The 25334-nt window shown below is 45.5% G+C and carries 22 protein-coding genes, 1 pseudogene and 1 riboswitch; of the genes and pseudogenes, 6 read left to right on the plus strand and 17 right to left on the minus strand.

What is annotated here, in order from left to right; all coding sequences use genetic code 11:
• Positions 1-433 (plus strand): annotated as a pseudogene (locus L4D74_RS11580) (diaminopimelate decarboxylase family protein); the annotation flags it as partial.
• 124 nt (positions 434-557) lie between these two features.
• Here L4D74_RS11580 and udp read toward each other — a convergent pair.
• The 4 genes from udp to L4D74_RS11600 form a co-directional block, all read right to left on the minus strand.
• Complete coding sequence (udp, locus tag L4D74_RS11585) at positions 558-1316, minus strand: uridine phosphorylase (protein WP_265675225.1); 759 nt, start codon at positions 1314-1316, stop codon at positions 558-560.
• A gap of 217 nt (positions 1317-1533) precedes the next feature.
• Entirely contained in the window at positions 1534-3909 is a 2376-nt protein-coding gene (locus L4D74_RS11590) for a zinc/cadmium/mercury/lead-transporting ATPase (protein WP_428752270.1), read from the minus strand.
• 81 nt (positions 3910-3990) lie between these two features.
• Positions 3991-5454, minus strand: coding sequence for an MATE family efflux transporter (locus L4D74_RS11595; protein ID WP_428752271.1), 1464 nt, complete (start codon positions 5452-5454; stop codon positions 3991-3993).
• Positions 5455-5537: 83 nt separating this feature from the next.
• Positions 5538-5954 (minus strand): CBS domain-containing protein, encoded by a 417-nt coding sequence (locus tag L4D74_RS11600; protein ID WP_265675230.1) that lies wholly within the window; start codon positions 5952-5954, stop codon positions 5538-5540.
• A gap of 237 nt (positions 5955-6191) precedes the next feature.
• Between L4D74_RS11600 and L4D74_RS11605 the strand changes: the two genes are divergently transcribed.
• Positions 6192-6449, plus strand: a complete 258-nt coding sequence (locus L4D74_RS11605; RefSeq protein ID WP_428752272.1) for a hypothetical protein — start codon at positions 6192-6194, stop codon at positions 6447-6449.
• A gap of 36 nt (positions 6450-6485) precedes the next feature.
• Here the strand turns inward: L4D74_RS11605 and L4D74_RS11610 are convergent, their stop codons facing one another.
• The 5 genes from L4D74_RS11610 to cobA form a co-directional block, all read right to left on the minus strand.
• Positions 6486-8255 (minus strand): bifunctional protein-serine/threonine kinase/phosphatase, encoded by a 1770-nt coding sequence (locus L4D74_RS11610; protein WP_428752273.1) that lies wholly within the window; start codon positions 8253-8255, stop codon positions 6486-6488.
• A gap of 144 nt (positions 8256-8399) precedes the next feature.
• The gene (locus L4D74_RS11615; RefSeq protein WP_428752274.1) at positions 8400-9869 is read right to left on the minus strand and encodes a NarK family nitrate/nitrite MFS transporter; all 1470 of its coding nucleotides are present in this window, start codon (positions 9867-9869) and stop codon (positions 8400-8402) included.
• A gap of 55 nt (positions 9870-9924) precedes the next feature.
• On the minus strand, positions 9925-10263 hold the full coding sequence (nirD, locus tag L4D74_RS11620) for a nitrite reductase small subunit NirD (RefSeq protein WP_428752275.1): 339 nt from the start codon (positions 10261-10263) through the stop codon (positions 9925-9927).
• A 74-nt stretch (positions 10264-10337) separates the two neighbouring features.
• Positions 10338-12896, minus strand: a complete 2559-nt coding sequence (nirB, locus tag L4D74_RS11625; protein ID WP_428752412.1) for a nitrite reductase large subunit NirB — start codon at positions 12894-12896, stop codon at positions 10338-10340.
• Between the two features lie 21 nt (positions 12897-12917).
• On the minus strand, positions 12918-13739 hold the full coding sequence (cobA, locus tag L4D74_RS11630; protein WP_428752276.1) for a uroporphyrinogen-III C-methyltransferase: 822 nt from the start codon (positions 13737-13739) through the stop codon (positions 12918-12920).
• 415 nt (positions 13740-14154) lie between these two features.
• On the opposite strand from cobA, the gene L4D74_RS11635 reads away from it, so the two are divergent.
• The gene (locus L4D74_RS11635) at positions 14155-16695 is read left to right on the plus strand and encodes a molybdopterin oxidoreductase family protein (protein WP_428752277.1); all 2541 of its coding nucleotides are present in this window, start codon (positions 14155-14157) and stop codon (positions 16693-16695) included.
• A 324-nt stretch (positions 16696-17019) separates the two neighbouring features.
• Here L4D74_RS11635 and L4D74_RS11640 read toward each other — a convergent pair whose 3' ends face one another.
• From L4D74_RS11640 to L4D74_RS11650, 3 genes are all read right to left on the minus strand, one after another.
• Positions 17020-17268, minus strand: a complete 249-nt coding sequence (locus L4D74_RS11640; RefSeq protein ID WP_428752278.1) for a hypothetical protein — start codon at positions 17266-17268, stop codon at positions 17020-17022.
• 271 nt (positions 17269-17539) lie between these two features.
• Positions 17540-17983 carry a GNAT family N-acetyltransferase gene (locus L4D74_RS11645; protein ID WP_428752413.1) on the minus strand — a complete coding sequence of 148 codons (444 nt, stop codon included), beginning with the start codon at positions 17981-17983 and terminating at the stop codon, positions 17540-17542.
• Positions 17984-18140: 157 nt separating this feature from the next.
• Positions 18141-19151 (minus strand): glycosyl transferase family protein, encoded by a 1011-nt coding sequence (locus L4D74_RS11650; RefSeq protein ID WP_428752414.1) that lies wholly within the window; start codon positions 19149-19151, stop codon positions 18141-18143.
• A gap of 267 nt (positions 19152-19418) precedes the next feature.
• On the opposite strand from L4D74_RS11650, the gene L4D74_RS11655 reads away from it, so the two are divergent.
• Both L4D74_RS11655 and L4D74_RS11660 read left to right on the plus strand, forming a co-directional pair.
• Complete coding sequence (locus L4D74_RS11655) at positions 19419-20189, plus strand: family 16 glycosylhydrolase (protein WP_428752279.1); 771 nt, start codon at positions 19419-19421, stop codon at positions 20187-20189.
• 82 nt (positions 20190-20271) lie between these two features.
• Positions 20272-21078: an HAD family hydrolase gene (locus L4D74_RS11660; protein WP_428752280.1), complete on the plus strand. Its 807-nt coding sequence runs from the start codon at positions 20272-20274 to the stop codon at positions 21076-21078.
• Positions 21079-21236: 158 nt separating this feature from the next.
• Here L4D74_RS11660 and moaE read toward each other — a convergent pair whose 3' ends face one another.
• The 5 genes from moaE to moaA all read right to left on the minus strand — a co-directional run bounded on the left by moaE (position 21237) and on the right by moaA (position 23989).
• Entirely contained in the window at positions 21237-21698 is a 462-nt protein-coding gene (gene moaE, locus L4D74_RS11665; RefSeq protein WP_428752281.1) for a molybdopterin synthase catalytic subunit MoaE, read from the minus strand.
• A gap of 1 nt (position 21699) precedes the next feature.
• Positions 21700-21945 (minus strand): molybdopterin synthase sulfur carrier subunit, encoded by a 246-nt coding sequence (gene moaD / locus L4D74_RS11670; protein ID WP_428752282.1) that lies wholly within the window; start codon positions 21943-21945, stop codon positions 21700-21702.
• On the minus strand, positions 21942-22421 hold the full coding sequence (gene moaC, locus L4D74_RS11675; RefSeq protein WP_239941082.1) for a cyclic pyranopterin monophosphate synthase MoaC: 480 nt from the start codon (positions 22419-22421) through the stop codon (positions 21942-21944). Before moaC ends, moaD begins: the two co-directional genes overlap by 4 nt.
• Positions 22422-22431: 10 nt before the next feature.
• Complete coding sequence (gene moaB, locus L4D74_RS11680) at positions 22432-22944, minus strand: molybdenum cofactor biosynthesis protein B (RefSeq protein WP_250616973.1); 513 nt, start codon at positions 22942-22944, stop codon at positions 22432-22434.
• Positions 22945-22999: 55 nt separating this feature from the next.
• Complete coding sequence (gene moaA, locus L4D74_RS11685; protein ID WP_428752283.1) at positions 23000-23989, minus strand: GTP 3',8-cyclase MoaA; 990 nt, start codon at positions 23987-23989, stop codon at positions 23000-23002.
• Positions 23978-24125, minus strand: a riboswitch (molybdenum cofactor riboswitch). Its footprint overlaps the gene before it by 12 nt.
• Positions 24126-24298: 173 nt before the next feature.
• Between moaA and yvcK the strand changes: the two genes are divergently transcribed.
• Positions 24299-25192: a uridine diphosphate-N-acetylglucosamine-binding protein YvcK gene (gene yvcK, locus L4D74_RS11690; RefSeq protein WP_428752284.1), complete on the plus strand. Its 894-nt coding sequence runs from the start codon at positions 24299-24301 to the stop codon at positions 25190-25192.
• The last annotated feature ends 142 nt before the right edge of the window (positions 25193-25334 follow it).

Genomic DNA, 25334 nt, shown 5'->3' on the forward strand with positions numbered 1-25334 from the left:
AAAAGATGACCAAGAGATGGACTACACCTACACCATGGTGGACGCGTCTACTTACCTAGCAACGCTAGTTGAGTCTCAAGAGTCTAAAAACCCTGTACTTCCAGCTAACAAGATGACTCAACCTCTTGTTGCTAAAACCACTGAAATCGCGGGCCCTATCTGTATCCCATCAATCTGGGAAAGCGGCGCAACGATGCCAGCTCTAGTACCAAATGACGTACTTGCTATCATGGATGTGGGTCATTACGCAGAGTCTCAAGCAAGCCAATTCAACTCACTGCCACGCCCTGCAACAGTACTGGTTAAAGACGGCGAAGCCGAGCTAATCAAACGTGCTGAAACAGTAGAAGACGTATTTGCAACGCAAATCCTTCCAGAGCGTTTTGTAAAAGCAAAAGCTGAGATCGAGAAAAAGAAAACCGCTAAAGCTTAAGCGTTAACGGATAGAAAACAAAACCTCTCACTTCGGTGAGAGGTTTTTTTATACCTGTTATTTCTAACCAAAAAAACCTCCATATAGGAGGTTCTTCATTAGTATCTGCTATTTAAATCACGCGCTAAATCAGCTTACGCGCCGCTTCAACCACAATCTTAATAGAACGCGTTTCTGCTTTCTTCAACGTGTCATGGTCTGGCGTTTCTTTTTGTGTACGGTTGATGATCACACCTGCCACACAACCCGCTTTCAGACCTGAGCTTGCACACATGGTCAACAAGGTTGCCGACTCCATTTCAAAGTTAAGCACACCCATTTGTTGCCATTCATCCATAGAGCCTTGGAAGCGACGCACAACACGGCCAGAAAACGTATCATAGCGCTCTTGGCCTGGGTAGAACGTATCACTTGAAGCCGTTACGCCGGTATGTACCGTAGAGCCAGCTTCGATAGCCGCTTGTTTCATTGCCGTTGCTACATCAAAATCAGCAACCGCAGGGAACTCCATTGGGGCAAAATGTAAGCTTGCGCCATCAAGACGAACCGAGCCCGTCGTGACGATCATATCACCCACATTCACATCCGGTTGGATCGCACCCGTAGTTCCTACGCGAAGGAAAGTACGCACGCCAAGTTGTGCCAATTCTTCTACCGCAATAGAAGTCGAAGGACCACCGATACCAGTAGAGCATACGACCACTGTCTTACCGTCTAACTTAGCACGATACACCGTGTACTCACGTTGGCTGGCCAAAAACTCAGGCTCATCCATCAACTCTGCGATTTTTTGTACGCGAGCAGGATCGCCAGGAATAATCGCTAACGTTGCACCTTGAAGATCATCTTGGTTTACGCCTAAATGGAAAACAGCTTGGGACATAGGGTGGTTCCTCTTATTTCTTAGTTATGGGATCAAGCTTATAAGATAACCGTGAGCCTTTCCGCTCACAGATCACACTTTAGGAAAGGTAATTGCACAAAATTACAAATTAAATCGTTTGGCATCACACTTTTTTGGTGTGGCGGCCAATAATTGGTATAAAAACTAAACGCCCACCTCACAATGAGGTGGGCACATCCATAATGACTTATCTAGCTTAGTCTAATTTCGATTTATGTCTAAGTAGCCTTAATGCATTTAAGGTAACGATGGCTGTCGCGCCACTATCAGCAAGTACCGCGACCCAAAGACCCGTCATCCCAAGCAAGGTCGTCACCAAAAATACCGCTTTTAGCCCTAATGCTAACGTCACATTTTGTTTGATGTTATTGAGCGTGGCTCTAGACAACTCAACCATCACCGGGAGTTCAGCTAAACGATTGTGAGTGAGCGCAGCATCCGCGGTTTCTAATGCGACATCTGTCCCCCCTCCCATCGCAATACCTATATTCGCCGCTTTCATCGCTGGTGCATCATTAATACCATCACCGACCATGGCAACTCGTTGGTGCTGAGCAAGCTCATTAACATAAGCGACTTTATCAGCAGGTAACAAACTCGCTTTGTAGTCCATACCCAATGGCGTGGCAATAGCGTGGGCGCTGCGAGCATTATCGCCGGTTAACATGATGGTATTAATACCCAGTTTAGCCAACTTTTCTACTGCTTCAGCCGCGTCAGCCCTCACTTCATCTCGCCAAGCAATAAGACCAAGTTCCTGCCCTTCATTCATTGAAGTCGCGCTTTGGTTGGTTAGTACTACCACTGTTTTGCCCTGATCTTCCAACAGGGCGATCTGTGACTGCGTATCAGCGGTAAGTTCGAATGTCACTTTACTTGGCGCAAGTAAAGCGTAGTGCTGATCATGGACAATCCCTTCAATACCAACACCCACCAACGCTCTCTTTTCCGTTGCTTCTGGAATCGTTAGACCTTTGTCTTCAACATAACGAACCAACGACGTCGCGAGAGGGTGGTTAGAGCCAGCTTCAATCGCAGCAGCAACCTCAAGCAGGTTATCCTGCGTAAAGTCTACTAGCGCTATCGTATCCGTTACGTGAGGTCGACCTAATGTCAATGTTCCCGTCTTATCAAAGGCGATAGCTTTTACGTTACCGAGTTGCTCTAGCGCCGCACCACCTTTAATGAGGGCACCACGTCGCGTTGCCGCTGCTAAACCAGAGGTAATCGCGGCAGGAGTAGAGATCACCAGTGCACATGGACAAGCTATCAACAACAGTGCCAATCCACGGTATACCCAGGTTTCCCATGGCTGAGCGAACAACAAAGGTGGCGTAATAATGACAGCAAGAGACACTAGCATCATTAACGGTGTATACCAGCGGCTAAACTTATCTAAAAATCGCTCAATCGGTGCTTTACGAGATTCCGCTTCTTCAATGAGATGTAAGATTCGATCAATCGCGTTTTCACCTTGCTTCGAGGTGACTTTTAATATGACCACCTTGTCAGTCAACACAGCACCTGCCATTACATTGTCACCAATCAGGCGTTCAACAGGCAAAGACTCACCAGTTAATGCACTTTCATCGAAACTGGCACTAGTCGAAACCAATTCACCATCTGCAGGCAACCTGTCACCCGGTGCGACTTCAATCATATCGCCAGGCTGTAACTCCGAGGCACTTTTCTTGGAACGAACGCCGTCGATCACCACCGTGGCATCTTCAGGTACTAGTGACATTAAAGCTTGTACGCCACTTCTTGCTTTTGAGGCGGCAAAGGATTCAAGGCGTTCACCAATCAAGAACAATAGCAGCACCATGCCAGCTTCAACGGTTTCACCGAGATACAGCGCGCCAATTGCCGCAACACTCATCAGTGTTTCTATCGCAAAGGGCGTACCCGATTTTGCTAGCTGAAACGCTTTTTTAGTAATGGGCATTAACCCTAACAAACAGGTTAAGATAAACAGCCACTCACTCACTTGCGGAAAAGAAGAGCGACTCAACGCAGCAACCAACATTCCTGACGAGATGGCTAAAATATGGGCATTATCGAATAGCGTTTTTTTCCAACCCGATTGAATAGGGGGTTGATTGGTATTGGAAGAGGGACCGCCATTAAGTGACTGAAGCGTAAAACCAACATTCATCACCGCCGACTCTACACTGGGCACAAGCGCCACATCATTCACTCGAACGACTAACTTCTCCGTCGCAAAAAGTACTTTAGCGCTAACTACTCCTGGAATTTTGCTTGTGGCAGATTCCACTTTTCGGGCGCATGCTGGGCAATCCATTCCCACGACTTTCCATGAATGAAGGGAGACGCTTGTCTCTCTATCTTCATCTTTGGTCTCTTTATCTTCACCTTTACCCCCTATATCCCCACCTCTGGCGTGGGGTTCTTCGGGTTCATTTGAACGACACTCCCCCTCAGTCGAACAGCAGCTTGATGATGCCTCTTCAACGGATGAAATAGAGCCTATGGTTGGTGTGCTACAACTCGCGCCTACTGGACGAATGGCATTAATTTTTTGAGTACGGCATGCATCATGTTTATTACACATGAGGATCTCCTTGATTGACATAAACCAGTATCTGTTAATACAAGTTTAAACCTTGGAGCTAACTCCAAGGTCAAGGATTAATTAGTCAATCATGGAAACAGGTGACGTTCCTTGTTTATTTTTCGCCACATCTTCAATTAAGACCGCATCATGAGTACAGAAAGGCTGGGAGTTCACACTGGTCAAACTCGGATCTTTGTTTTGTTGGCACTGCCCCGTTCTTCGCAATTCCAGAATATGATACTTAAGAACAATCAGCCCCAACACGCCAAACACGATGTTACCAATGGCTTGCCCATAGAGAACGCCCAATGCACCAAACCAATGTGCCCCGAGATAAACAAACGGTAAAGTGCCCGCTGTCGCTTTACCCAAATTTAGCGCGGTTGAATAGAGTGGTCGACCAAGGTTATTAAAAGAAGTATTCGCCACAAATAACGCACCATTAAAAATAAACGTGATCGCGACGTAAGTGGCAAATGTCACCACGATTAGGGCAGCATCCCCCGTCAAAGAGAAGGCTGCTATGACGTAGTCTTTGACTAGGTAAAGAATGAGGCAAACTACAATCGTGTAGGTGGTGGTAACAATTAGAGAGTTACGTAGGGTTTCTTCTACCCTATCAATTCTAAGCGCGCCAAAGTTTTGTCCGATGATCGGACCTACCGCACCAGATAAAGCAAAAATGACCGCAAAACAAACCGGTATCAAGCGGCCAATAACCGCATAACCCGCAACAAAATCTTCGCCAAATTGTGCAATGGACGTGGTCACAATCGCATTGCCGATGGGCGTTGCCGTATTAGCGATAATGGCAGGCAACGCAATCGCGAGTATCACTCGACTATTCTTTATGACTTGATGCAATTGTGGTGCAGAGAGTAATTGATGCACTTTGAGAAGTGGCATAAACGAGAAATAAAACACCGTGAAGCGCGCGATAACCGACGCTATAGCCGCTCCTTCAACATTCCAACCAAAACCAAAAATGAACAAAGGGTCTAAAACCGCATTCACTAACCCACCATAGAGCGTTGCCCACATAGAACGCTTAGCGTCACCAGCAGCGCGCAGCCCCGCGCCACTTGCCATACCTAGCGCAATCAATGGGCTACTCGGCATGATAATCCATAGGTACGCTTCTGCCCTTTCATGAGCACGACCTTCAGCCCCAATAGCGGTAAGTAGTTCAGGAATGTACGCGCACATTATCGCCGTAACAATGGCACTAATGACGAAAGCAATCACTAAGACACTACTGCCTATTTGCTTAGCAAAGGCGGTATTTTTGGCGCCAATCGCTTTCGACATGAGTGCGCCCATAGCGATAGACGTACCAATAGAGACAGATGTGGCAAAAAACGTTAACGTTCCGGCAAACCCCACCGCAGCGGCTAGCTCAACTTGACCCAACATACTAATAAACAGCATATCAAGCAGATCAACAACGAATAACGACATTAACCCGATGGAACCAGCGCCCGACATCACAAGGATGTGGCGCATGGTTGATCCTTCTAGAAACTTAGCCGATGGCTCTGTCATCACAATCCTTTGTATCACGTTACCAAAAAATAAGGCGCTTTCGCGCCTACTAACCGTTTAAATCATTTGAAAAGCGAGACGCTCTACACTGGGTGCTTAAAGCACTCTTTCAAATTCTTACCAATTGCCTGTAATACGTCTCGGCGTGAAATCATTCCAACTAATCGACCTTGATCGATAACGGGGTACACTTTCGGTTTCCCTACTTTCATCATGTCTGCGAGTTCAATGATCGACATTTCAGGCGTGACGGATAGCACTTCTTTATACATGCAATCTCCCACAGTGTGGGTATCTTGACAGTGGTATGTGACCTTCACCAGCTTTTCTAAAAGATCTTGTTCCGAAATAAAGCCAATCACTTTTTCATTTTCATCAATAACAGGTCCACCTAGATGCTTTGATTCCATCACCTTATCTAAAGCGGCGCTCAACGGCATATCAACGGTAAACGTGATTGCTCTTTGGGTCATATAATCTCTTACTTTTAAAGATTCCATGATGTTCTCCTTAATCCCCAATAACTTACTTCGTTATTTTCATTGTCGTCTAATTTGTCGATTTTGCTAAACTGGAATGAGTAATTTTATCCATAGGTCGTGTCTATCAACCCTCACTCGATTCCCTTCCTTTTTACTAAGCGTAAGACGAAAACGGCAGCTTTGCCTATCTTCCCGACAAGAAATTTGTAACAATCTCAAAGCTGTGCCTCTGTTTTACATTTAGGATTATTACCATTGTTTAAGAAAATACTCGCGGTACTTGCCGACGCCGTTGAATACCGTTCTCGGATTTGGGTCGTTCACGTTTCAGAGTCGCTACTCAAAGATCAATCTTATGTGGTCAACGAAGACAGCTTCAAAACCTCTTTAGAGTGGATGCAACGTAAGGGCTATTCCTCGTCAATGCTCGAACAAGTTGAGTGTATGAAACGCTCTCAAATCCTAGTCTTCGAACTTGGACCTACCCAACACCAGCTCATGCGAGTTAAATGACACAAGAGCGTGACATGGTTCTGCTCATATCCGCCGCTAGCCTTGTGTCAGTATCACGAACTCAACCAAGGCAATCAGCGCAAACAGTATCGCGATGCCTTTCCAAAACAGTACCGGATGTTTGGTCATCAGCGGGCTGGCTTCTACTCCCTTGAGCAACATTGCGTTGGGTGAAGTAATATCGGTAACAAATTCACTCAGCACTCGATATCGAGATGCAGGTAAAGGGTGACAAGCTTTCTTGATAGCTAATTCAAACCATAACGGGACATCATCCCTTGTTTGGAGCATGCTTCGATATTGCCACTTTTGATGCCGTGCTTGTTGCACAGACAAAGCCGTGACTTCTTTATAGGGTAATGCCCCACACAACATTTCATAACCAATCACCGCCACTGAAAATAGGTCCGACGTCGTCGTTGCTGACTCGCCAAATAGATATTCTGGCGCTATATAATTGGCGGCGCCCAAAGGGTTCTCAATACGTTTCCTTGTCTGGCTTTCTTCCAATCCTTTGACGGATACTGCGCCTAAATCAATAATTTTTATCGACCCATCATCACTAATCATGACATTCTCGGGCTTAAGATCTCGGTGAACCATATCAAGGCGTTGTAGGACTCGAATCGCTTTTATGAGCTCATCAAGAACCGACCTTACTTGCTTTAACGTCGGCATTGGATTGTCATACATCCATTGCCGCAGTGTTATTCCATCTATCCGCTCACATAGATGATAAAGATAAGGCGATGATTCGGGCTGTGGATAGACCTTCATAATGCGATGGTTATTCACCCGACTTCCGACCCAGTACTCATTACTAAAACACACGAGTGCGTCGGTATCATCGGCGTAATGTTGTGAGGGAGCTTTCAGCACATAGCGTCGTTGCGTGGTTTCATCTATCACTTCATATACATGGCTACGGCTTCCCGAATGTATAACTTTTGTCACACGGTAGTGATCTATTCGATTATTAACTTTAAGAGCAGGCGGAATCACCCGATTAAGCGTTCGCTGCTGAAATTCGAACAACGTTAACTGTGGTAAGTCATTCACCGAGACGAGTAGGCACGTTGCATTGTCTTGGCCACCAGCATCAATCGCTTGCTTACATAACTGATGCGCTTTTTCCTCTAGAACCGAATCTAACCCCGCAGCAGCCTGTGTTTTCAGCATCGCCTGACAAAGCAATGTGTCTTCCAGCGCATCATGCACACCGTCGGTGGTAAATAAAAACTGGTCACCCTTGTGTAATTCTATCGTTTGATAGTCCACTTCCAGTTTGGTATCCATCCCCAAGGCGCGAGTCAAATAGGCATTTTTCCCACCATTTATTCGCTGATGGTCACGGGTGAGTCGGCGTAAAGCGCCAGCTCGAAATACATATACGCGACTATCACCAACATGGAAAATATGCGCGGTGTTGGATTTAAAAATCGCGCAACTAAATGTTGTCACCAACCCATTGTGACGAAGCGCCTCCTTTGCTCCTGACTCATATAACCAAGCATTAAGTGACTTCAACACTTGGCTGGCACAATGCTGCACGCTCCAGCTGTCTGGCGTCGCATAGTAATCAGACACAAATTGCATCACGCTGGTGTGGCTGGCTTTTTGTCCGTGGGCACTACAACTCACCCCATCAGCAATACAGGCGATCGTCCCTTTCATTTCTTTTTCCGCTTTTTCTTCAGGATGACGGACCACAAATGCATCTTGATTTTCTTCACGAGGTCCCTTTAAAGACGCACCGCCATAACTCAATGATAAAGACACTTGGTGTTCCATGTCGGGTCTTTCCATGATTTCCTCGCTGCAAGCAAAGCGTTCATTCACTGCTAAATAGAAAATGACAATTCGAACAAAACCCCGTGCTAGCGAGGCCTTTGAACGAGAAGGGAATGGTTTCAATAATTCTACGCCAATCCCCTCTCTCCCGATTTCTAGTTAATGAGAGACATTAATCAATGTCACACTGCCGTCTTCATTCACTTCTGCGATTTGGCCGTTTGGCTCTTCCATCAACATCAAGGTGACAAAACCAAGCACGGCTGTTCCCGCAATCACATAGAAGAACGTTTGATAATCAACAAATGACAACACCGTCAGGTAAACTACCGCCCCTACGTTTCCATAAGCCCCTGTCATTCCTGCTATCTGCCCAGTCATACGACGCTTGATTAGTGGCACCGTTGCAAACACCGCACCTTCACCAGCCTGAACAAAGAACGAACATGCCATGGCAGCGCAAACCGCTAGCCATAATGGCCATTCACTGTCTACTTGACCCATCATGAAATAGCCTCCTGCCAGTCCTGCCGTTAAAATCAGCAGAGTTGACTTACGACCAAACTTATCTGAAATCCAGCCACCACCGGGACGAGACATTAAATTCATGAAGGCATAAGCCGACGCGACCATCCCAGCTAGAACAGGGGTTAACTCAAACGTTTCTAAGAAAAATAGCGGTAGCATGGATACCACGGCAAGCTCGGAGCCAAACGTTGCAAAGTAGAGCACATTTAATACCGCAACTTGTTTAAATTTATACTTATGTATTTCAGGAACCGGCTCAGAGAACACCGACTTATTCACTTTCCATACTTGAGAAACTTCATACACATAGAGAACAAGCAACCCTACATAGAAACTGTTTACCAAAGTACTACTTAGCATGGCGATATTTGACGGCGACAGTTTCCATGCAAGCAAAGCAAGTGCTGCGTACATCGGAATTTTCATTATGAGTAAGAAGAAAAAGTCCCCTTTTGACGTGACTTCCATCGCCGTTAAGTGCTTGGGTCTAAAATACGTCGAACCTTTAGGCGTGTCTTGTACACTTCGATAAAAAACAAACGAGAACAAAAGACTCATCAAACCCGTAATAGCAACCGCGTAACGCCAACCCTCTTCACCACCAAACATCAACGCAAGTGTCGGCAGTGTAAAGGCTGCCGCCGCCGAGCCAAAATTGCCCCATCCCCCGTAGATACCTTCTGCAGTGCCGAGCTCATCATGAGGGAACCACTCAGAAACTAGACGAATACCGATAACAAAACCTGCACCGATAAAACCCAACAGGAAACGGGCTATTGCAGCTTGAATAAACGAATCAGACAGCGCAAAGACAAAACAAGGTATTGAACACACCGCCAATAAGGCAGAGTAGACCAATCTAGGGCCATATTTATCGGTTAACATCCCGATGATGACCCTTGCTGGTATCGTCAATGCGACATTAAGAATCAATAACGTTTTAACTTCTTGTGTGGACAACCCAAGTGACGTTTTGACCATTTGCAGCAATGGCGCAAAGTTAAACCACACCACAAAAGTAATAAAGAACGCCATCCAACTGAGGTGGAGCGTTTTCATCTTTCCCGAAAATGAAAACAAATTAAACTTAGTGCTTTCCATAATAAAATCCCTTTTACTGATCAGTTTCCCAACCAGAGCTCCTTAATAGAACCGTTTAAGCCGCTATGGGCAATTTAAGTTGCACGTCACCACCACTCACCCTCACGTCAAAGCGCGTGAGCTTAATGGCAGGTTCCTCAATGCAGACCCCGGTCTGTAAGTTAAAATGCTGCTTATAGAGGGGCGAGGCCACACAAGGCTGCCCATCAAATGAACCCATAATGCCGCGGGACATCACATAGGCATGACCAAAAGGATCGTAATTACAAAGCGCATACAGCTCATCACTACGCTGACAATAAAAAATCGCGACTTGTTTATCTTCCACTCTGGCGCACACACCGGTATGGGGAACCAAGTCGTCCGTTGAACAGACGGTTAACCACTGACTCATAGTCTTCTCCTTAACTATCAAAATCTATTTTCTGCTGGTGTAAACACCATTATGTTTTGACGTAAACTTGGCGGTTACACTTCAACCACATCAATACGTTGCTCCAAAATGAGCGCTTGTTTCTTATTGTTAGTTGGGAATCTTTGCTGGCGAATATTGACGAACTGCAAGTTACTATCCAGTTCTTCAGTATTAATAAAGTGTTGGAATCGTTTTAGTTTTTCTGGGTTCTCTAACGTGGTTTTCCATTCACATTGATATTTTCCAACGTTGGTGGCCATATCGGCTTCAAGTTCTTCGGCTAGGTTAAGCTTATCGTCGACGATAATTTGTTTGAGGTACTCGATGCCTCCTTCTAAATTTTCTAACCACACCGAAGTACGTTGCAAACGATCTGCGGTGCGAATATAGAACATCAACACACGATCGATATACCGTATCAAGGTTTCTTCATCGAGATCCGTTGCCAATAAATCGGCGTGACGAGGGCGCATACCACCGTTACCACATACGTATAAGTTCCAGCCTTTATCTGAGGCAATCACACCAATATCTTTTGACTGAGCTTCGGCACATTCGCGCGTACAGCCTGAGACTGCGAACTTAAGCTTATGGGGTGAACGTAACCCCTTATAACGATTCTCAAGGTCAATGGCGAAACCCACACTGTCTGCCACGCCGTATCGACACCATGTACTCCCCACACACGATTTAACGGTTCTCACGGATTTGCCGTAAGCATGACCTGTTTCAAAGCCAGCATCGACCAATCGCTTCCAAATCAGCGGCAACTCGTTTAATTGAGCACCAAACAGGTCCACACGCTGGCCACCGGTTATCTTGGTATACAAATCAAAGTCTTTTGCCACTTGCCCCAGTACAATTAGCTTATCTGGCGTAATTTCCCCCCCAGCAATACGGGGAACAACCGAATAAGTGCCATCTTTTTGCATGTTGCCAAGATAAATATCATTGGTGTCTTGCAGCTCCATATGCTGCTCTTCCAAAATGTAGTCATTCCAGAATGACGCCAATATTGAGCCAACGGTCGGCTTACAAATCTCGCAGCCAAGCCCACTGCCGTGCGTTTCCAGTAAATCATCAAACGTTTTGATTTGGTTGACGCGCACAATGTCGCTCAATTCTTGGCGCGAATAAGCAAAGTGCTCACAAATATCGTTATTGACTTCTACACCGAGGTTAAGTAATTCGCTGTCTAGAACTTGTTTGGCAAGAGCGGAACAACCGCCACAACCCGTAGACGCATTCGTTGTCTCTTTTAGCGCGGCCATCGTATTACAACCACTTGCCACCGCTTGTTTGATGTCCCCTTTAGTCACATCAAAACAAGAACAGATTACGGCCGAATCTGGCAATGCATCCACGCCAAGTCCTGTCGCGCTATCGTCTGCGACATTTGGTAGAATCAGCACGGATGGGTTTTCTGGTAATGGCATATCATTTTGTTTAAGCTGCAACAGCGTCCCGTAGGCGTCCGCGTCGCCAACTAATACCGCCCCAACGATTTTACTGCCATCTTCAGAGACAATTAACCGTTTATAGACTTGTTCTATTTCGTCATTGTAAGTGTAAGATTGCGCGCCCGGTGTTTGACCATGCACTTCACCAATACTCGCCACGTCTACGCCCAGCAACTTAAGCTTGGTGCTCATGTCTGCGCCAGTAAATAACGAACCCGACTGACCATTGCTGAGAATTTGTGACGCGGCCACTTTTGCCATTTGGTAGCCCGGTGCCACCAAACCAAAAATTTTGTTATCCCATAACGCACATTCACCCACTGCGTAGACATCTTTGACGTTGGTTTGGCAGCTATCGTCAATCACAATACCGCCACGTTCTCCAATGGTAATATTTGACTGCCTTGCTAATTCATCTTGTGGGCGGATACCTGCGGAGAAAACAATCACATCCGTTTCAAGGTGAGTACCATCAGCAAAGTTCATGCGATAGCGAGAATGACTACCCGCAACAATTTCTGTGGTCGCTTTTTGCGTATGAACGGTGACGCCAAGATCTTCAATCTTTCGCTTCAGTAATGCGCCGCCACCATCATCTAATTGCACCGCCATTAAACGGGGGGCAAATTCTACGACGTGTGTTTCCAAACCTAAGTTTTTAACTGCATTCGCCGCTTCTAAACCTAACAACCCACCCCCAATCACCACGCCGCTCTTGCTGGTTTTGCTTGATGCTTCAATAGCGTCCAAATCTTCAATGGTTCGATAAACGTGGCAGTGAGCCTGATCGTTACCAGGGATGGGCGGCACAAACGGAAATGACCCTGTTGCTAGTACCAGCTTGTCATAAGCTTCACGTCGACCACTTTGCGTGACAACGGTTTTAGCGTCTGTGTCCAGTGATACTACTTTGTCATTTAGCACGTACTGGATGCCGTTTTCTTCATAGTAACTGGCGTCCGTTAGTGCCAGATCACTGGCTCCTTTTCCTTCATCAAAATAACTCGTGAGTTGTACTCGGTCGTAAGCCAAACGAGGCTCTTCTGAAAATGTAATAACCTGAAACTCTGCCGTTTCAGACGAAATAATTGAATCAATAAACTTGTGGCCAACCATTCCATTGCCAACAACAACTATTTTCTGCTTACTCATCATTAATTCCTTTTAAAAATATTAAGCTGTCAGTTTTAATCTTCGCAGTTCAGTGTCGACTGCTGATTCATCCATTACGGCATTCATTGAGCGTTGTGCTAGCCACTGCATTTTTTCAGCGACGGTCACCACCTGACCAATGACAATAAGCGCTGGAGACTGCACCTTGTGCTGCTGCTTCAATGCATCCAGTTCGTCCAACGTACCAATAAGCGTACGCTGCTCGGGACAACAACCTTTTTCAATCAATGCCACAGGTGTATTAGGATCCATGCCAGCATCAATAAGCGCCGTGGATATCAGCTGCGTCTTGGTCAAGCCCATGTATATCACCAATGTTTGGTTCAATTTGGCTAACGCATCCCAACGCACTTCTAAGTCATGCTCTGCATGGGCAGTGATGAATGTGCAGCCTTGTGCTAACCCGCGATGGGTAAGCGGGATCTGAGAATACGTTGTGCAACCGGACGCCGCCGTAATACCAGGGATAACCTCAACGTCGATACCATGTTGACTAAGCCACAGCATCTCTTCACCACCGCGGCCAAACACAAATGAATCTCCTCCTTTAACCCGGCAAATTCGCTCACCTGCATTCACTCGCGCTAGTAATGTTTGGTTGATCTCATCTTGAGTCGAACTGTGACAACCTTTCTGCTTTCCAACAAAAATTAACGTGGCTGTGCTAGGAAATAAGTCTCGAATCGGCTCGCTGACCAAATTATCAAATATGATCGTGTCTGCGGCTTGTATGGCTTTCATCGCTTTAATGGTTAGCAGGTCGGGATCTCCCGGTCCTGCACCAATCAGCGAAACAGTGGCGTGATGGCTGAATCCTTTCATATAGCACTCCATGGTCATTCAATGACTCACTCTCATTTTGTCTACTATAGCTTGAGCAAAGACAGTGCCAACACAACAGACCCTATGGAAAATAATCAACAAATCACTTTAAAAACAATTAACTACCAACAACAACCCTGAAGTCTTCAATCAAAGCCCTGTCGCCAAAAACACAATTAACCCCCATTTTTGAGCACTTTTAGTGCATTTACTTCCAAAACAGTGCATCTTCTCAAGTTTACTTCAGAGATAGGCTAAAAATCACCACATACCACTTTAGTGGTACTGTTTTTATCCATTGATTTATATAACTTTTATTGTGAAAACTTAGCCTCACCATACTTTAAGGCGATATGGCGCGGAACTTGCTCACTCATACATATCGTGGATTAACTCTGAACAGAGAGAGAAAATTATGGATGATGGTAGTTGGACTAAATCAACGTGCCCATATTGTGGTGTAGGGTGTGGAATAGAAGCACGACCTACCGCGAAAGGATTGCTCGAAGTAAGGGGAGATAAATCTCATCCATCAAACTATGGCAAGCTTTGCAGTAAGGGCATTGCGCTAGGTGAGACCGTGATTCAAGATGGACGAGCACGCTTCCCACTCTTTCGCTCATTGACGAAAGCCCCCACGAATAGCACCGAAGCAGTCAACCATGCTCTAGAAGAATCTGGCAAGGTTACGACACACGTAGACACTGTCAGTGATTGGGAGACCATCACCGAGCACGTAGCGACCCAGTTTACCCGCACTATTGAGCAATTCGGTCCCGACTCCGTCGCCTTCTACGTTTCTGGACAACTGCTTACCGAAGATTACTACGTAGCAAACAAGCTGATGAAAGGTTTCATAGGCAGCGGTAATATCGACAGTAACTCGCGGCTATGTATGGCATCGAGTGTCGTGGGTCATAAGCGAGCATTTGGTTCCGATACGGTTCCCATCTGTTACGAAGATCTAGAGCAGGCCGAACTGGTGATTATCACAGGCTCAAATCTCGCATGGTGTCACCCTGTGTTATTTCAGCGTCTTCGCCTCGCAAAACAGCAAAACCCAACTATGAACATTGTCGTCATTGATCCAAGAGAGACGGCCACCTGTGAGATCGCAGATCTGCACCTAGCCCTTAACTCTGGCTCCGATGTGGCGTTGTTCAATGGCTTATTGGCGTATCTTTGTACTCACAAACACCTTAATCATGACTATATCGACGCTTACACCGACGGTTTTGATGCCGCGCTGAAGATGGCTAACACTGAAAAAAACACCCTAGAGGTAACAGGGCTTGATTTAGAAAAGCTTGAGCGTTTCTATACATTATTTGCCAAGACTGAAAAGGTCGTCACCGTATACTCTCAAGGCGTGAATCAATCCAGCCAAGGCTCAGACAAAGTGAATGCCATACTCAACTGTCACTTAGCGACAGGCAAAATAGGCAAGCCTGGCGCAGGGCCCTTCTCTGTAACTGGTCAGCCAAATGCAATGGGCGGTCGAGAAGTGGGTGGCCTTGCCAACACACTCGCCAGTCACATGGAGTTTGATAACCCACAACACCAATCCCTTATCCAAGACTATTGGCAAACCAGCCAACTGGCCACCAAGCCCGGTTTAAAAGCTATTGAACTGTTTGATGCCATTGAATCTGGCAAAATCAAAGCGGTATGGATAATGGCCACCAATCCTGTAGTGAGCCTTCCTGATAGCCAAAAGATCCAAGCAGCACTGCGTCAGTGTCCCTTCGTTGTCGTGTCGGACTGCATCCAAGATACCGAAACGACCCAGTTCGCTGACGTTATCCTCCCCTCTCAAGGTTGGAGTGAAAAATCAGGTACCGTGACCAATTCAGAGCGACGTATTTCACGCCAACGCCGCCTCCTGCCAAGCCCTGCGCTTGCAAAACCAGATTGGTGGATCATCAGTCAGGTCGCGAAAAAAATGGGCTTTGCCTCAGCGTTTAATTACTTGCATGAAGGACAAATTTTCAGCGAATACGCCATGATGACAACACTCGGCAATGAGGCAGGCCAACGCGACCTCAACCTGATTGGTCTCACTTCACTTGATGATAAAGGCTATAGCCGATTGTCCCCCCAGCAATGGCCAGTCACAGAGCGACAATCTGAGATCGTCAACCACCGTTTATTTAGCGATAATCAATTTTTTACTCCCAACAAGCGTGCGCAATTTATTGCCGTTCGCCACCAGGCACCGAGAAGTAGCCCCTCTCGAGAGTTACCGTTAATTCTTAACAGTGGACGAGCACGTGATCACTGGCACACCATGAGCCGTACCGGATTATCAACCAGTCTGGCAAGCCATTCACCTGAGCCGTATGTCACCGTTCACCCTGATACCGCACAACGCTTCGGCGTTAAGCATGGACACATCGCCAGCATAAACAACACTCAAACAGCCATTCAAGCCCGTGTTCATTGCTCTACCGCTATGACACCAAACCAGCTGTTTATGCCGATACATTGGAACAACTCAACCGCCAGCAACGGTAAACCTTGTTCGCTCATTGAGCCAAACTCAGACGTTAACTCTGGTCAACCTGAATTCAAACACACGCCAGTATCCCTATCAGCATGGCCACAACGGTGTGAAGCTCTGCTCTTTAGCCAACTCCCTTTGAACCTGAGTAACATCGACTATTGGGCGCAACAAAAGGTCTCCGGAGGGTATTTATATCGGATTGCATCGCAGAAAAATCCAATGCAGTTGATCGTGGCACTCACTGATTACATGCGTATCGACGCAGAGAAAACACTATCGGTGGATGGGGGTGACGCTTCGCTAGGGTTTAGGCAGGCACATCTCACATCACAATCGCTTCATTGCGCCTTCGTGGTAAAAACAACCCTATCGGAGCTCGATATTGACTGGTTTATGGCGCTACTTTCAGAAGCTAATAGTGAAACGTTGGAAGAGCACTTTATGAAGGCATAACGTAAGTAAGGAAGTAAGGAAGTTAGGAAATTAGCACGAGAGGGATTAAAGCTTACGCCCTCGAATTGCTTTCATTTTCTGCCTGCCTTTTGCAACCAACACACGGCAATTTCAATTTACCCGAATGTTAGATGGTCAGTGCTACTCAAAGGCTGAAGCGAAATTCATGCAACGCACCGATGTGATTTGATAAACAGAGAGTAACCATAATAACCCACGACCATTGGTTTAGCTCTCTTATTAACCGATAGACTTTAAGCGAACGTCAGTGCAATTGAAAAACATTTGTACTGACTAACGCCTATATGACGCAATACTTCAGCTTTACAGCCCAGCAGTTCCCGCGGTAACAACTCCCACCACCAATTGCGATTTCGCCAAAACTTTTAATTCATCACCATGAATCGTTTTAAATTTTTCATGCGCTATCTGACTATTTTCGGCTTCTACAATATCACCAATGCACTCAAACCCTTGATCAATGAGTTGTTCACTTTCTGCTAAAAATGATGGACTACTGACATCCAAGTGTAATAGTACTTTATCTTTTTGGTAAAATTGAAATGTAGCCATCTTTGCTCTCCTCAATAATTCATCATCAGAGTAATTATTAATATACTTGGTATCAACAAATTTTTAACACAAAACTGTGTGTAAATGTTTAGCTCGGCTAAGTATGAAATGAGGGCGAAGACATTAGAATATAAGTCTTAGGATAGAACGTAAGGAGAGCTCAGGCATTTCTAACAAACCTTTCACGACCGTCCTTTACATCGAGTATTCCCGGCAATAAGTCACCGATAGAAACTAAATCATGCTTTCGGGGTCTGTCCTTTAAAGCGCTCTAAACCTGTCGTTGAGGGGTTCGAGATACTCTCATGACTTTATGGTTTGGCTCCGACTCTGTATCAATCTCTGACCAACCCAGTGATTGATACAGGGCTGGAACATTTGTGTATGCATACAGACCAGATTGAGAGGGTTTGAGTTGTCTTTGAGCATATCGAATCAGCTGGCTTGCTATTCCTTGCCCACGGAAATCACACCTAACATAGACGGCGTTTAACCAAACGACTTTATGAGTGCATCCCGGCTCCTCAAATAGGGAAAAGGCCAAGCCACCAATTAACTTACCATCTGATAAAGCAGCAATGGGTAATGGGACTTCTGGATTTGAAATACCTAAGTCACTGACCTTAAAGTCAGGCCATTCAGAGTGAAACATGGACGCTAAGGCACTAATTAGCGGAGAGTTTTCATCGATTTGCAACAAGCTGACTTTAGACATCATTCATTGAATTCCTTGGAAAATGAATAAAACGATTAGCATGGCGGCAGACACAATAGCGAGTAACCAAAACGAGTGATTTGGTTACTCGGAAAGCAGTGCGCTAGCGCCTAGATAACCGTCAGCTCAAATAATACGGCAAACTGCTATTCATGGTTTAGCACGTTTTTAAAGACTGGCTTAAATCCGTTGTATAAGTATTGCGACAATACGCAGACCAATACGATTCAGCTTTTGATACCGACAATGAATAATCGCCTGACATGGTGAAAAGTGCCGCAGCTAGCGTTGCCACAACGGTATTGGCCATGAGTTGCCATTCATCTTGCGGCGTCTCAAACGGACAATATTTCGGTACTTCTCTGTCCTGCATCGTTTCTTCGATATAGGTTGAATGCACCGAATCGCCCTCTACCCACCACACGGTTTGGCTTACCTTAGGGTTAAACTCCGTTTCCCCGGACTGTCCTTTAAAAGACAACATGCGCTTGTATTCATGTTCACTTCCTGCATGACGAACGAGCAAGTGTTCTATTTGAGCATGTAACTCTTGAAAGCCAGGGTGAAAGCTGCCTCTCATTCCATAGGGGGCATTTGCCGGATTCAGTGCTCTTATCACCGTATTGATAGGCGTTCTTAATCCGTAGCGATGCTTCCAATCTAGCATTCGTTTCGCTAACGGTGAGAAGTGGCTGAGCGGTAAATACGCGATATTTTGCTGCGCTAACATTTGCCCAGCATGCTCAATGTCGTCTGCCTTGGTGATGTTGAGTGACAACAGGCAGTCGCGAGCATGAATACGCTCACTTTCTTTATCCAGATCGCCATGAAGCAACACTTTTACGCCGTTTTCCGCCAAAATACTCGCGGCAAGTAAATGCCAAGGCTTACCCGACATTTGACCTACGCGCTTTCCTGCGTACAAAGGCCAATCGAAATCAGCTTGAACATGGTGATTTTTCGGTTTCAATGCCTCAACAAATCCAGCGATTTCTTCTGCGGTCTCATCTCTTACACGAATGAGCATGAGCAGCATCGCCACTTGATCATCGTCGATTTGGCCGTCGACATATTGCTGCATGACTGTTCTGGCTTGTTCTTGTGTTAGTGGACCTCGCCCGCGAGAGCCTCTGCCGACGGTTCTGATACATTCTTTAATAATTGACAAGCTCATTCCCTTATCTTGCGTTAACTAACTAGTCACCAATTGTAATTCAGCCGCCTCTTCTCGCAAGCTCTAATTTTCTAAAGCGACATACCTCATCATATCTGTGCGACCTCAATGACTTACGCTAGCTGCCCGCTGAGTAATCATAACGTTGCTCAGCATCTTATTGGCTATTTCTCAAAAACTAGACGTCAGTTTTTTCTAGAAACCGTCACACTAGTTATGTTTACGGAAGAATTATTGACGCCTAAAGCAAGGACATAACTGATGAAAAAAGAATGCCTAGTGCTACTCACCGCAGGGCTGAGCTCGCTGTCATATGCTGACACCCCATTTTCAGACGGTTTCAATGAATTAGACCGTTCACGCTGGTTTCTCGCTCACGATTGGGAAAATGGATACCCCTTTCTAAACCGCTGGCAAGATAGTCAAGTTGAGTTTAGTCCAAGTGGAATGGCGATACACTTAGAGAATACTGAAGACAATCATGGCTATTTGGATATCATTTCTGGGGAAATTAGGACATTAGATTTTTACGGTAATGGCTGCTTTCAAGTAGACATTAAGCCGATAAAAGCCGACGGTGTCATAAGTGCCTTTTTCTTGTTTGCTGGTCCTTATGATCAACCTGATGATGGTAATGGGCTTCACAACGAAATTGACATCGAATTTCTTGGTTCCAATACTAATTTAGTCCAGTTTAACTTTTGGACTAACGATAATAGCTATGAACAGAAAAACGAATACATTCATTATTTGGATTTTGATGCCTCTGAAGATTTCCATACCTATGCTATTGAATGGAACCACCGCGTCATCCGCTGGTTTATCGATGGCCAGATTGTTTATAAGGTCAGGCACTCAAAACACCTTCCGATTCCAATGAAATCGGACACGAAACTCAGAGCCATGATGAATGTTTGGGCCATCGACCCACAAATTAGTAATTGGGCTGGTGAGTACAACACAGAAATGGGACTTAAATATTCCGCTTACTATCGTAACTTTCGTTACAAAACGTCTCGATGTAACAAATAGCCCTTTAACGATTCAGTTTCACGCTATGACATGAAACTGAATCATCTTATAATCGGCCAGTACCCTTAACGAGAAAGTGCGAATGCCTACTAATAACATAAAATTTATTGCCTCTGATATGGACGGAACACTGCTTGATCCACAAGGTAAGCTGCCCGCTGATTTCTTGGACCTACACCGCCAAATCTGTGACAAAGGCATCCTATTCTGTGCTGCGTCTGGTCGCCAGTACTACAGCCTGTTAGAAACCTTTGCGCCAATTCAAGATGAGATGATGTTTATCGCTGAAAACGGCACGATTGTCATGCACCAAGGTAAAGAGCTGTATAGTTGTGAAATAGACAAATCAGCTATTCATCGCATCATTACTGAAGTTCGCAAAATCCCTAACGCGTATGTCGTTTTATGTGGAAAGCGTTCAGCCTACATAGAAACAGATGATAGTCAGGCACTAGAAGAGATTGCCAAGTACTACCACCGCCGTGAATCTGTTTCAGATTTACTCAGTGTTGATGATGATTTCATTAAAGTCGCCATTTGCCATTTTGATGGTACAGAAAAGCACGTATTCCCCGCTATCGACAAAGGATTTGGCCATGACCATCAAGTCGTCGTCAGCGCCAAGATCTGGCTCGATGTCATGAATGCCCAAGCTTCAAAAGGCACAGCGATACGTCACCTCCAAGAAACGCTTGGCTTTACACACGAACAAACCATGAGTTTCGGCGATTACTTTAATGACGTAGAGATGCTGCAGGCCAGCTATCATTCTTATGCTGTTGACAACGCACACGAAAAAGTAAAAACGTATGCAAAATTCAGTGCGCCAAGTAACAGCGAAAATGGTGTGCAGCAGGTTATCAGCGCCTATTTAGATACGCTCAACTAACTGTTGAGGAGTGGCGATAACCGCACATACAAAAAAGCACACGTATCCAATTCGGATTATTGGATACGTGTGCTTTTCTATTTAATAGCTTAATCGAACGATAACGTTTTTGTTCGCCTATTTAATCAGCCATTGAACGCTTATTCTCCTTGAAACACTTAGTCTTCTTGTTGCCATCTTGAGGCAGCTTGAGCATCGGACTCTCTAGAATCAACCCAACGCGTTGATTGCGTCGTGCGTTCTTTTTTCCAAAATGGCGCTTTGGTTTTAAGGTAATCCATCACGAATTCGCACGCTTCAAAAGCCGCGCCGCGATGAGCACTCGATACACCAACAAATACAATTTGATCGCCAGCGTCCATATCACCAACACGATGAATCACACGGATTCCGTTGAGTAACCAACGGTTTTCAGCTTCATCACAGATAGCTTCCAACGATCTTTCCGTCATGCCTGGGTAGTGCTCTAGAGAAAGCCCAACCACATCATCACCAAGGTTCATATCACGCACTTTGCCAACAAACGTCACTACAGCGCCCGATGCGGTACCTTGAGCTAAAGCGTCATACTCTTCACCCACGTTAAAGTCGTCGGCTTGTACTGTTACTCTTGGCTTCATATCAGCCACCAGTCACAGGAGGGAAAAACGCTATCTCATCACCGTCAATCACAGCTTCGGTCATCGCGACAATATCTTGATTACGAGCGGCCAATAACTTGCCACTTTCAAGAGCAAGTGACCACTTACCTTCTTGATTTGCTAAGTGAGCACGTACCGCTTCGATGGATGAGAACTCACCTTCAAGCTCTACGCTATCAGTGCCTAACAACTCACGTGTTTGTGCGAAAAACAGTACTTTAATCATGATTCCACCTTAAAGTGTCCCGATTTTCCGCCCGTTTTTTCAAGTAAACGGACGTTTTCAATCACCATATCTTTCTGCACAGCTTTACACATGTCATATATCGTTAGCGCTGCTACAGACGCTGCAGTGAGGGCTTCCATTTCTACGCCAGTTTTACCCGCCAGCTTACACACAGACTCTATGCGAACTTTGTTTTCGGCTTCGATAGCTTCTAGTTGAACTTCAACCTTGGATAGCAGCAACGGGTGACATAGAGGAATAAGATCCCATGTTTTCTTCGCTGCTTGAATACCAGCAATACGAGCGGTCGCAAACACGTCACCTTTGTGATGATTTCCAGAAGTAATCATCTTTAATGTTTCAGGTGCCATGTGAACAAACGCTTCTGCGCGAGCTTCGCGTACGGTTTCTGCTTTGGCAGAAACGTCCACCATATTGGCTTCGCCTGACGCATTAATATGAGTAAACTCTGACATTCCAGCTCCCTTAGATACTTAGATGTGGCATAAAGTTACAAGGGCGATGGCTCGCGTCCATCTGCTGCTTAATAATCTTCGTCCAACCTGTGCGACAAGCGCCCGTTGAACCAGGCATAGCAAAAATCACCGTGTGATTAGCAAAACCGGCAATGGCGCGAGATTGAATCGTTGATGTGCCAATCTCTTCGTAAGAAACTTGACGGAACAGCTCACCAAAACCTTCCACTTGCTTATCAAACAACGGGACTAATGCTTCTGGCGTGCTATCACGAGACGTAAATCCCGTACCACCCGTGATCATCACAGCTTGTACCGATTCATCCGCGATCCACTGTGAAACGATAGCGCGAATTTGGTAGATGTCATCAATAACAATTTTCTTGTCCGCAAGGGTATGCCCTGCGTCTTGCAAGTTCTCAACTAAATAACGACCCGATGTGTCGTTGTCTTCTGTACGTGTATCAGAAACGGTTAACACTGCAATGTTAGCTGGCACAAATTTACTTTCTGCGTGACCCATGATTTGTTCACCCTATCAAAATTTATTTATAATTTATGGAGCGACTCAGTACGAACTAGCCGCCAATTGAAGCTAAGTGAGGTGTCATTCCAGAATTTCCATCCTGTAAGAAATGACTCACTGATTTAGTTTGCAGTTGCGCTTGAATGCGCTCGATCAATGCTTGTTCTTGAGTATCTTGCTGTAGCAAATCTCGCAACTCTACACCGTGATCGCCAAACAAGCACAAGTGTAGCTTGCCCATCGCAGAGACTCTTAGACGATTACAGCTTTCACAAAAGTTCTTTTCATACGGCATGATCAAACCAATCTCACCACGATAATCCGAGTGTACGAAAACTTGTGCTGGACCATCGTTTTCGCTTCTGGCTTTTAAAATCCAGCCATTAGCGATAAGTTGATTGCGGATGTCGACACCGGATACATGATGCTTTTGAAACAAGTCATCCATCTCACCCGTTTGCATAAGCTCAATGAATCTTAACTGAATAGGACGATCTTTGATCCAACGAAGGAAAGCTGGAAGTTCTTTGGCATTAAGATCTTTCATCAATACGACGTTGACCTTGACTTGGTTGTAGCCAATCTCAAGCGCACGATCGATACCTTGCATCACTTCGGCAAACTTGTTTTCACCCGTTATTTGGTAAAACATACGAGGATCAAGACTATCTACGCTAACATTGATATGGGTTAAACCGGCGCTCTGCCATTGATCGACTTGTTTAGCCATGCGATAGCCATTCGTCGTCGTCGCGACCTTGACAATACCAGGGGTATTAGCAACGGTCTCGATAATCTGAGGGAAATCTTTTCTTAAACTAGGCTCACCACCCGTGATCCTAACCTTGGACGTACCACAATCAGCAAACGCAGTAACCACGCGCTTAATTTCTGGAAGCGTCAGAAAAGCCGGTCGTTTTTGACCGGGCGGCTTATAGCCATCAGGGAGGCAATAAGTGCATTTAAAGTTACACACATCGGTAACAGACAAGCGCAAGTAATAAAACTTGCGATGGAATTTATCTTCAAATTGTTGCGCCACGGAACACCTTTCCAAATACGGGAGGCAAAATCATTTCCAATTCTGCCCTGGTGACAACTTGTCACTGGCTCTAGAGGCGTATCTTGGCTTATACCAGCGAAGACTTAGCGTGTAGAGCTCGGAGTTATGGCAATCTTCGCTATTTTCACGAGGACAGCTTTATGAGTAAAATACTCAATTACAGTATGGTTTTCTACCTCTAATGTAAAAAAACCTTACATATTCATCATTTTTATTGTAGCTGAGTATATCAGTTGAACAAATTCCCTTATCTTGTATAGATAAGATAATTCATAAAAGAAGAATAAGATGAGCATATATTCATCAAAAAAAGTCGTGGCAATTGGCGGCGGTCATGGACTTGGGCGTATGTTGGCGGCATTAGCCGATTTTGGTTCCAACGCAACGGGTATCGTTGCGACAACCGATAATGGCGGTTCCACTGGTCGTATCCGTGACTGCCAAGGTGGCATTGCATGGGGCGATACTCGAAACTGTATCAATCAATTGATCACCGAGCCTTCAATTAGCTCCATGATGTTTGAATACCGCTTTCGCGGCGCCGGAGAGCTAAACGGTCACAATCTGGGCAACCTCATGCTCACCGCACTCGATAACTTGTCGGTTCGTCCATTAGAGGCCATCGACTTGATCCGGAGCATGCTTAAAGTTGACGTCAATATTATTCCAATGTCTGAACACCCTTCTGATCTTACCGCGCTATCGGTCGAAGGAAGCTGGGTCACTGGTGAAACCTCTGTCGACGAAATGGAGCAAGATTTACAACGCTTAGACTTGGATCCGATTGTGCCAGCAACAAAAGAAGCGGTGGAAGCCATATTACAAGCCGATTGTATTATTCTTGGCCCTGGCAGCTTTTTAACCAGTATTATGCCGCCATTACTGCTCGCAGATATCAGCAAGGCGATGAATCAAAACAAGCAGGCAAAAATTGTTTTTGTCGAGAACTTGTCGCCTGAATACGGGCCGGCAGGAAGAATGACGTTGAAGCAAAAACTAGAGTGGTGCGAACGTGCGCTACAAGGCCGAAAGCTAGATATTATTCTTGGTGAAGAAGTGCATCCGGAGCTCATGGAAGATTGGCCATGCATCACGCGACCTCTTGCTTCGCCAAATCGCGATTGGCGCCATGATCGTGAAAAGCTCAAGCATGCTATCACCTCTCTGTTGTCATCAGAGTAGTCTCAGATGCTTCATTGAGTATCAAACCGTGAGTTTACCACTTCAAGTTCGATAGCAAATTATGGCCCATAACAAACCTAGGGGTTTACCCTGCTAGGTTTGCTATGAGCTTAAGTTTGTTATGAGCTTACGTTCATTCTCG

The organism is Vibrio cionasavignyae (assembly GCF_050337155.1).
Taxonomy (GTDB): domain Bacteria; phylum Pseudomonadota; class Gammaproteobacteria; order Enterobacterales; family Vibrionaceae; genus Vibrio; species Vibrio nomapromontoriensis.

Coding starts and splice junctions, on each gene's coding strand:
- udp (WP_265675225.1), bottom strand. CDS start 1,316: ATGTCCCAAGCTGTTTTCCATTTAGGCGTAAACCAAGATGATCTTCAA.
- L4D74_RS11590 (WP_428752270.1), bottom strand. CDS start 3,909: ATGTGTAATAAACATGATGCATGCCGTACTCAAAAAATTAATGCCATT.
- L4D74_RS11595 (WP_428752271.1), bottom strand. CDS start 5,454: ATGACAGAGCCATCGGCTAAGTTTCTAGAAGGATCAACCATGCGCCAC.
- L4D74_RS11600 (WP_265675230.1), bottom strand. CDS start 5,954: ATGGAATCTTTAAAAGTAAGAGATTATATGACCCAAAGAGCAATCACG.
- L4D74_RS11610 (WP_428752273.1), bottom strand. CDS start 8,255: ATGGAAAGACCCGACATGGAACACCAAGTGTCTTTATCATTGAGTTAT.
- L4D74_RS11615 (WP_428752274.1), bottom strand. CDS start 9,869: ATGGAAAGCACTAAGTTTAATTTGTTTTCATTTTCGGGAAAGATGAAA.
- nirD (WP_428752275.1), bottom strand. CDS start 10,263: ATGAGTCAGTGGTTAACCGTCTGTTCAACGGACGACTTGGTTCCCCAT.
- nirB (WP_428752412.1), bottom strand. CDS start 12,896: ATGAGTAAGCAGAAAATAGTTGTTGTTGGCAATGGAATGGTTGGCCAC.
- cobA (WP_428752276.1), bottom strand. CDS start 13,739: ATGAAAGGATTCAGCCATCACGCCACTGTTTCGCTGATTGGTGCAGGA.
- L4D74_RS11635 (WP_428752277.1), top strand. CDS start 14,155: ATGGATGATGGTAGTTGGACTAAATCAACGTGCCCATATTGTGGTGTA.
- L4D74_RS11640 (WP_428752278.1), bottom strand. CDS start 17,268: ATGGCTACATTTCAATTTTACCAAAAAGATAAAGTACTATTACACTTG.
- L4D74_RS11645 (WP_428752413.1), bottom strand. CDS start 17,983: ATGTCTAAAGTCAGCTTGTTGCAAATCGATGAAAACTCTCCGCTAATT.
- L4D74_RS11655 (WP_428752279.1), top strand. CDS start 19,419: ATGAAAAAAGAATGCCTAGTGCTACTCACCGCAGGGCTGAGCTCGCTG.
- L4D74_RS11660 (WP_428752280.1), top strand. CDS start 20,272: ATGCCTACTAATAACATAAAATTTATTGCCTCTGATATGGACGGAACA.
- moaE (WP_428752281.1), bottom strand. CDS start 21,698: ATGAAGCCAAGAGTAACAGTACAAGCCGACGACTTTAACGTGGGTGAA.
- moaD (WP_428752282.1), bottom strand. CDS start 21,945: ATGATTAAAGTACTGTTTTTCGCACAAACACGTGAGTTGTTAGGCACT.
- moaC (WP_239941082.1), bottom strand. CDS start 22,421: ATGTCAGAGTTTACTCATATTAATGCGTCAGGCGAAGCCAATATGGTG.
- moaB (WP_250616973.1), bottom strand. CDS start 22,944: ATGGGTCACGCAGAAAGTAAATTTGTGCCAGCTAACATTGCAGTGTTA.
- yvcK (WP_428752284.1), top strand. CDS start 24,299: ATGAGCATATATTCATCAAAAAAAGTCGTGGCAATTGGCGGCGGTCAT.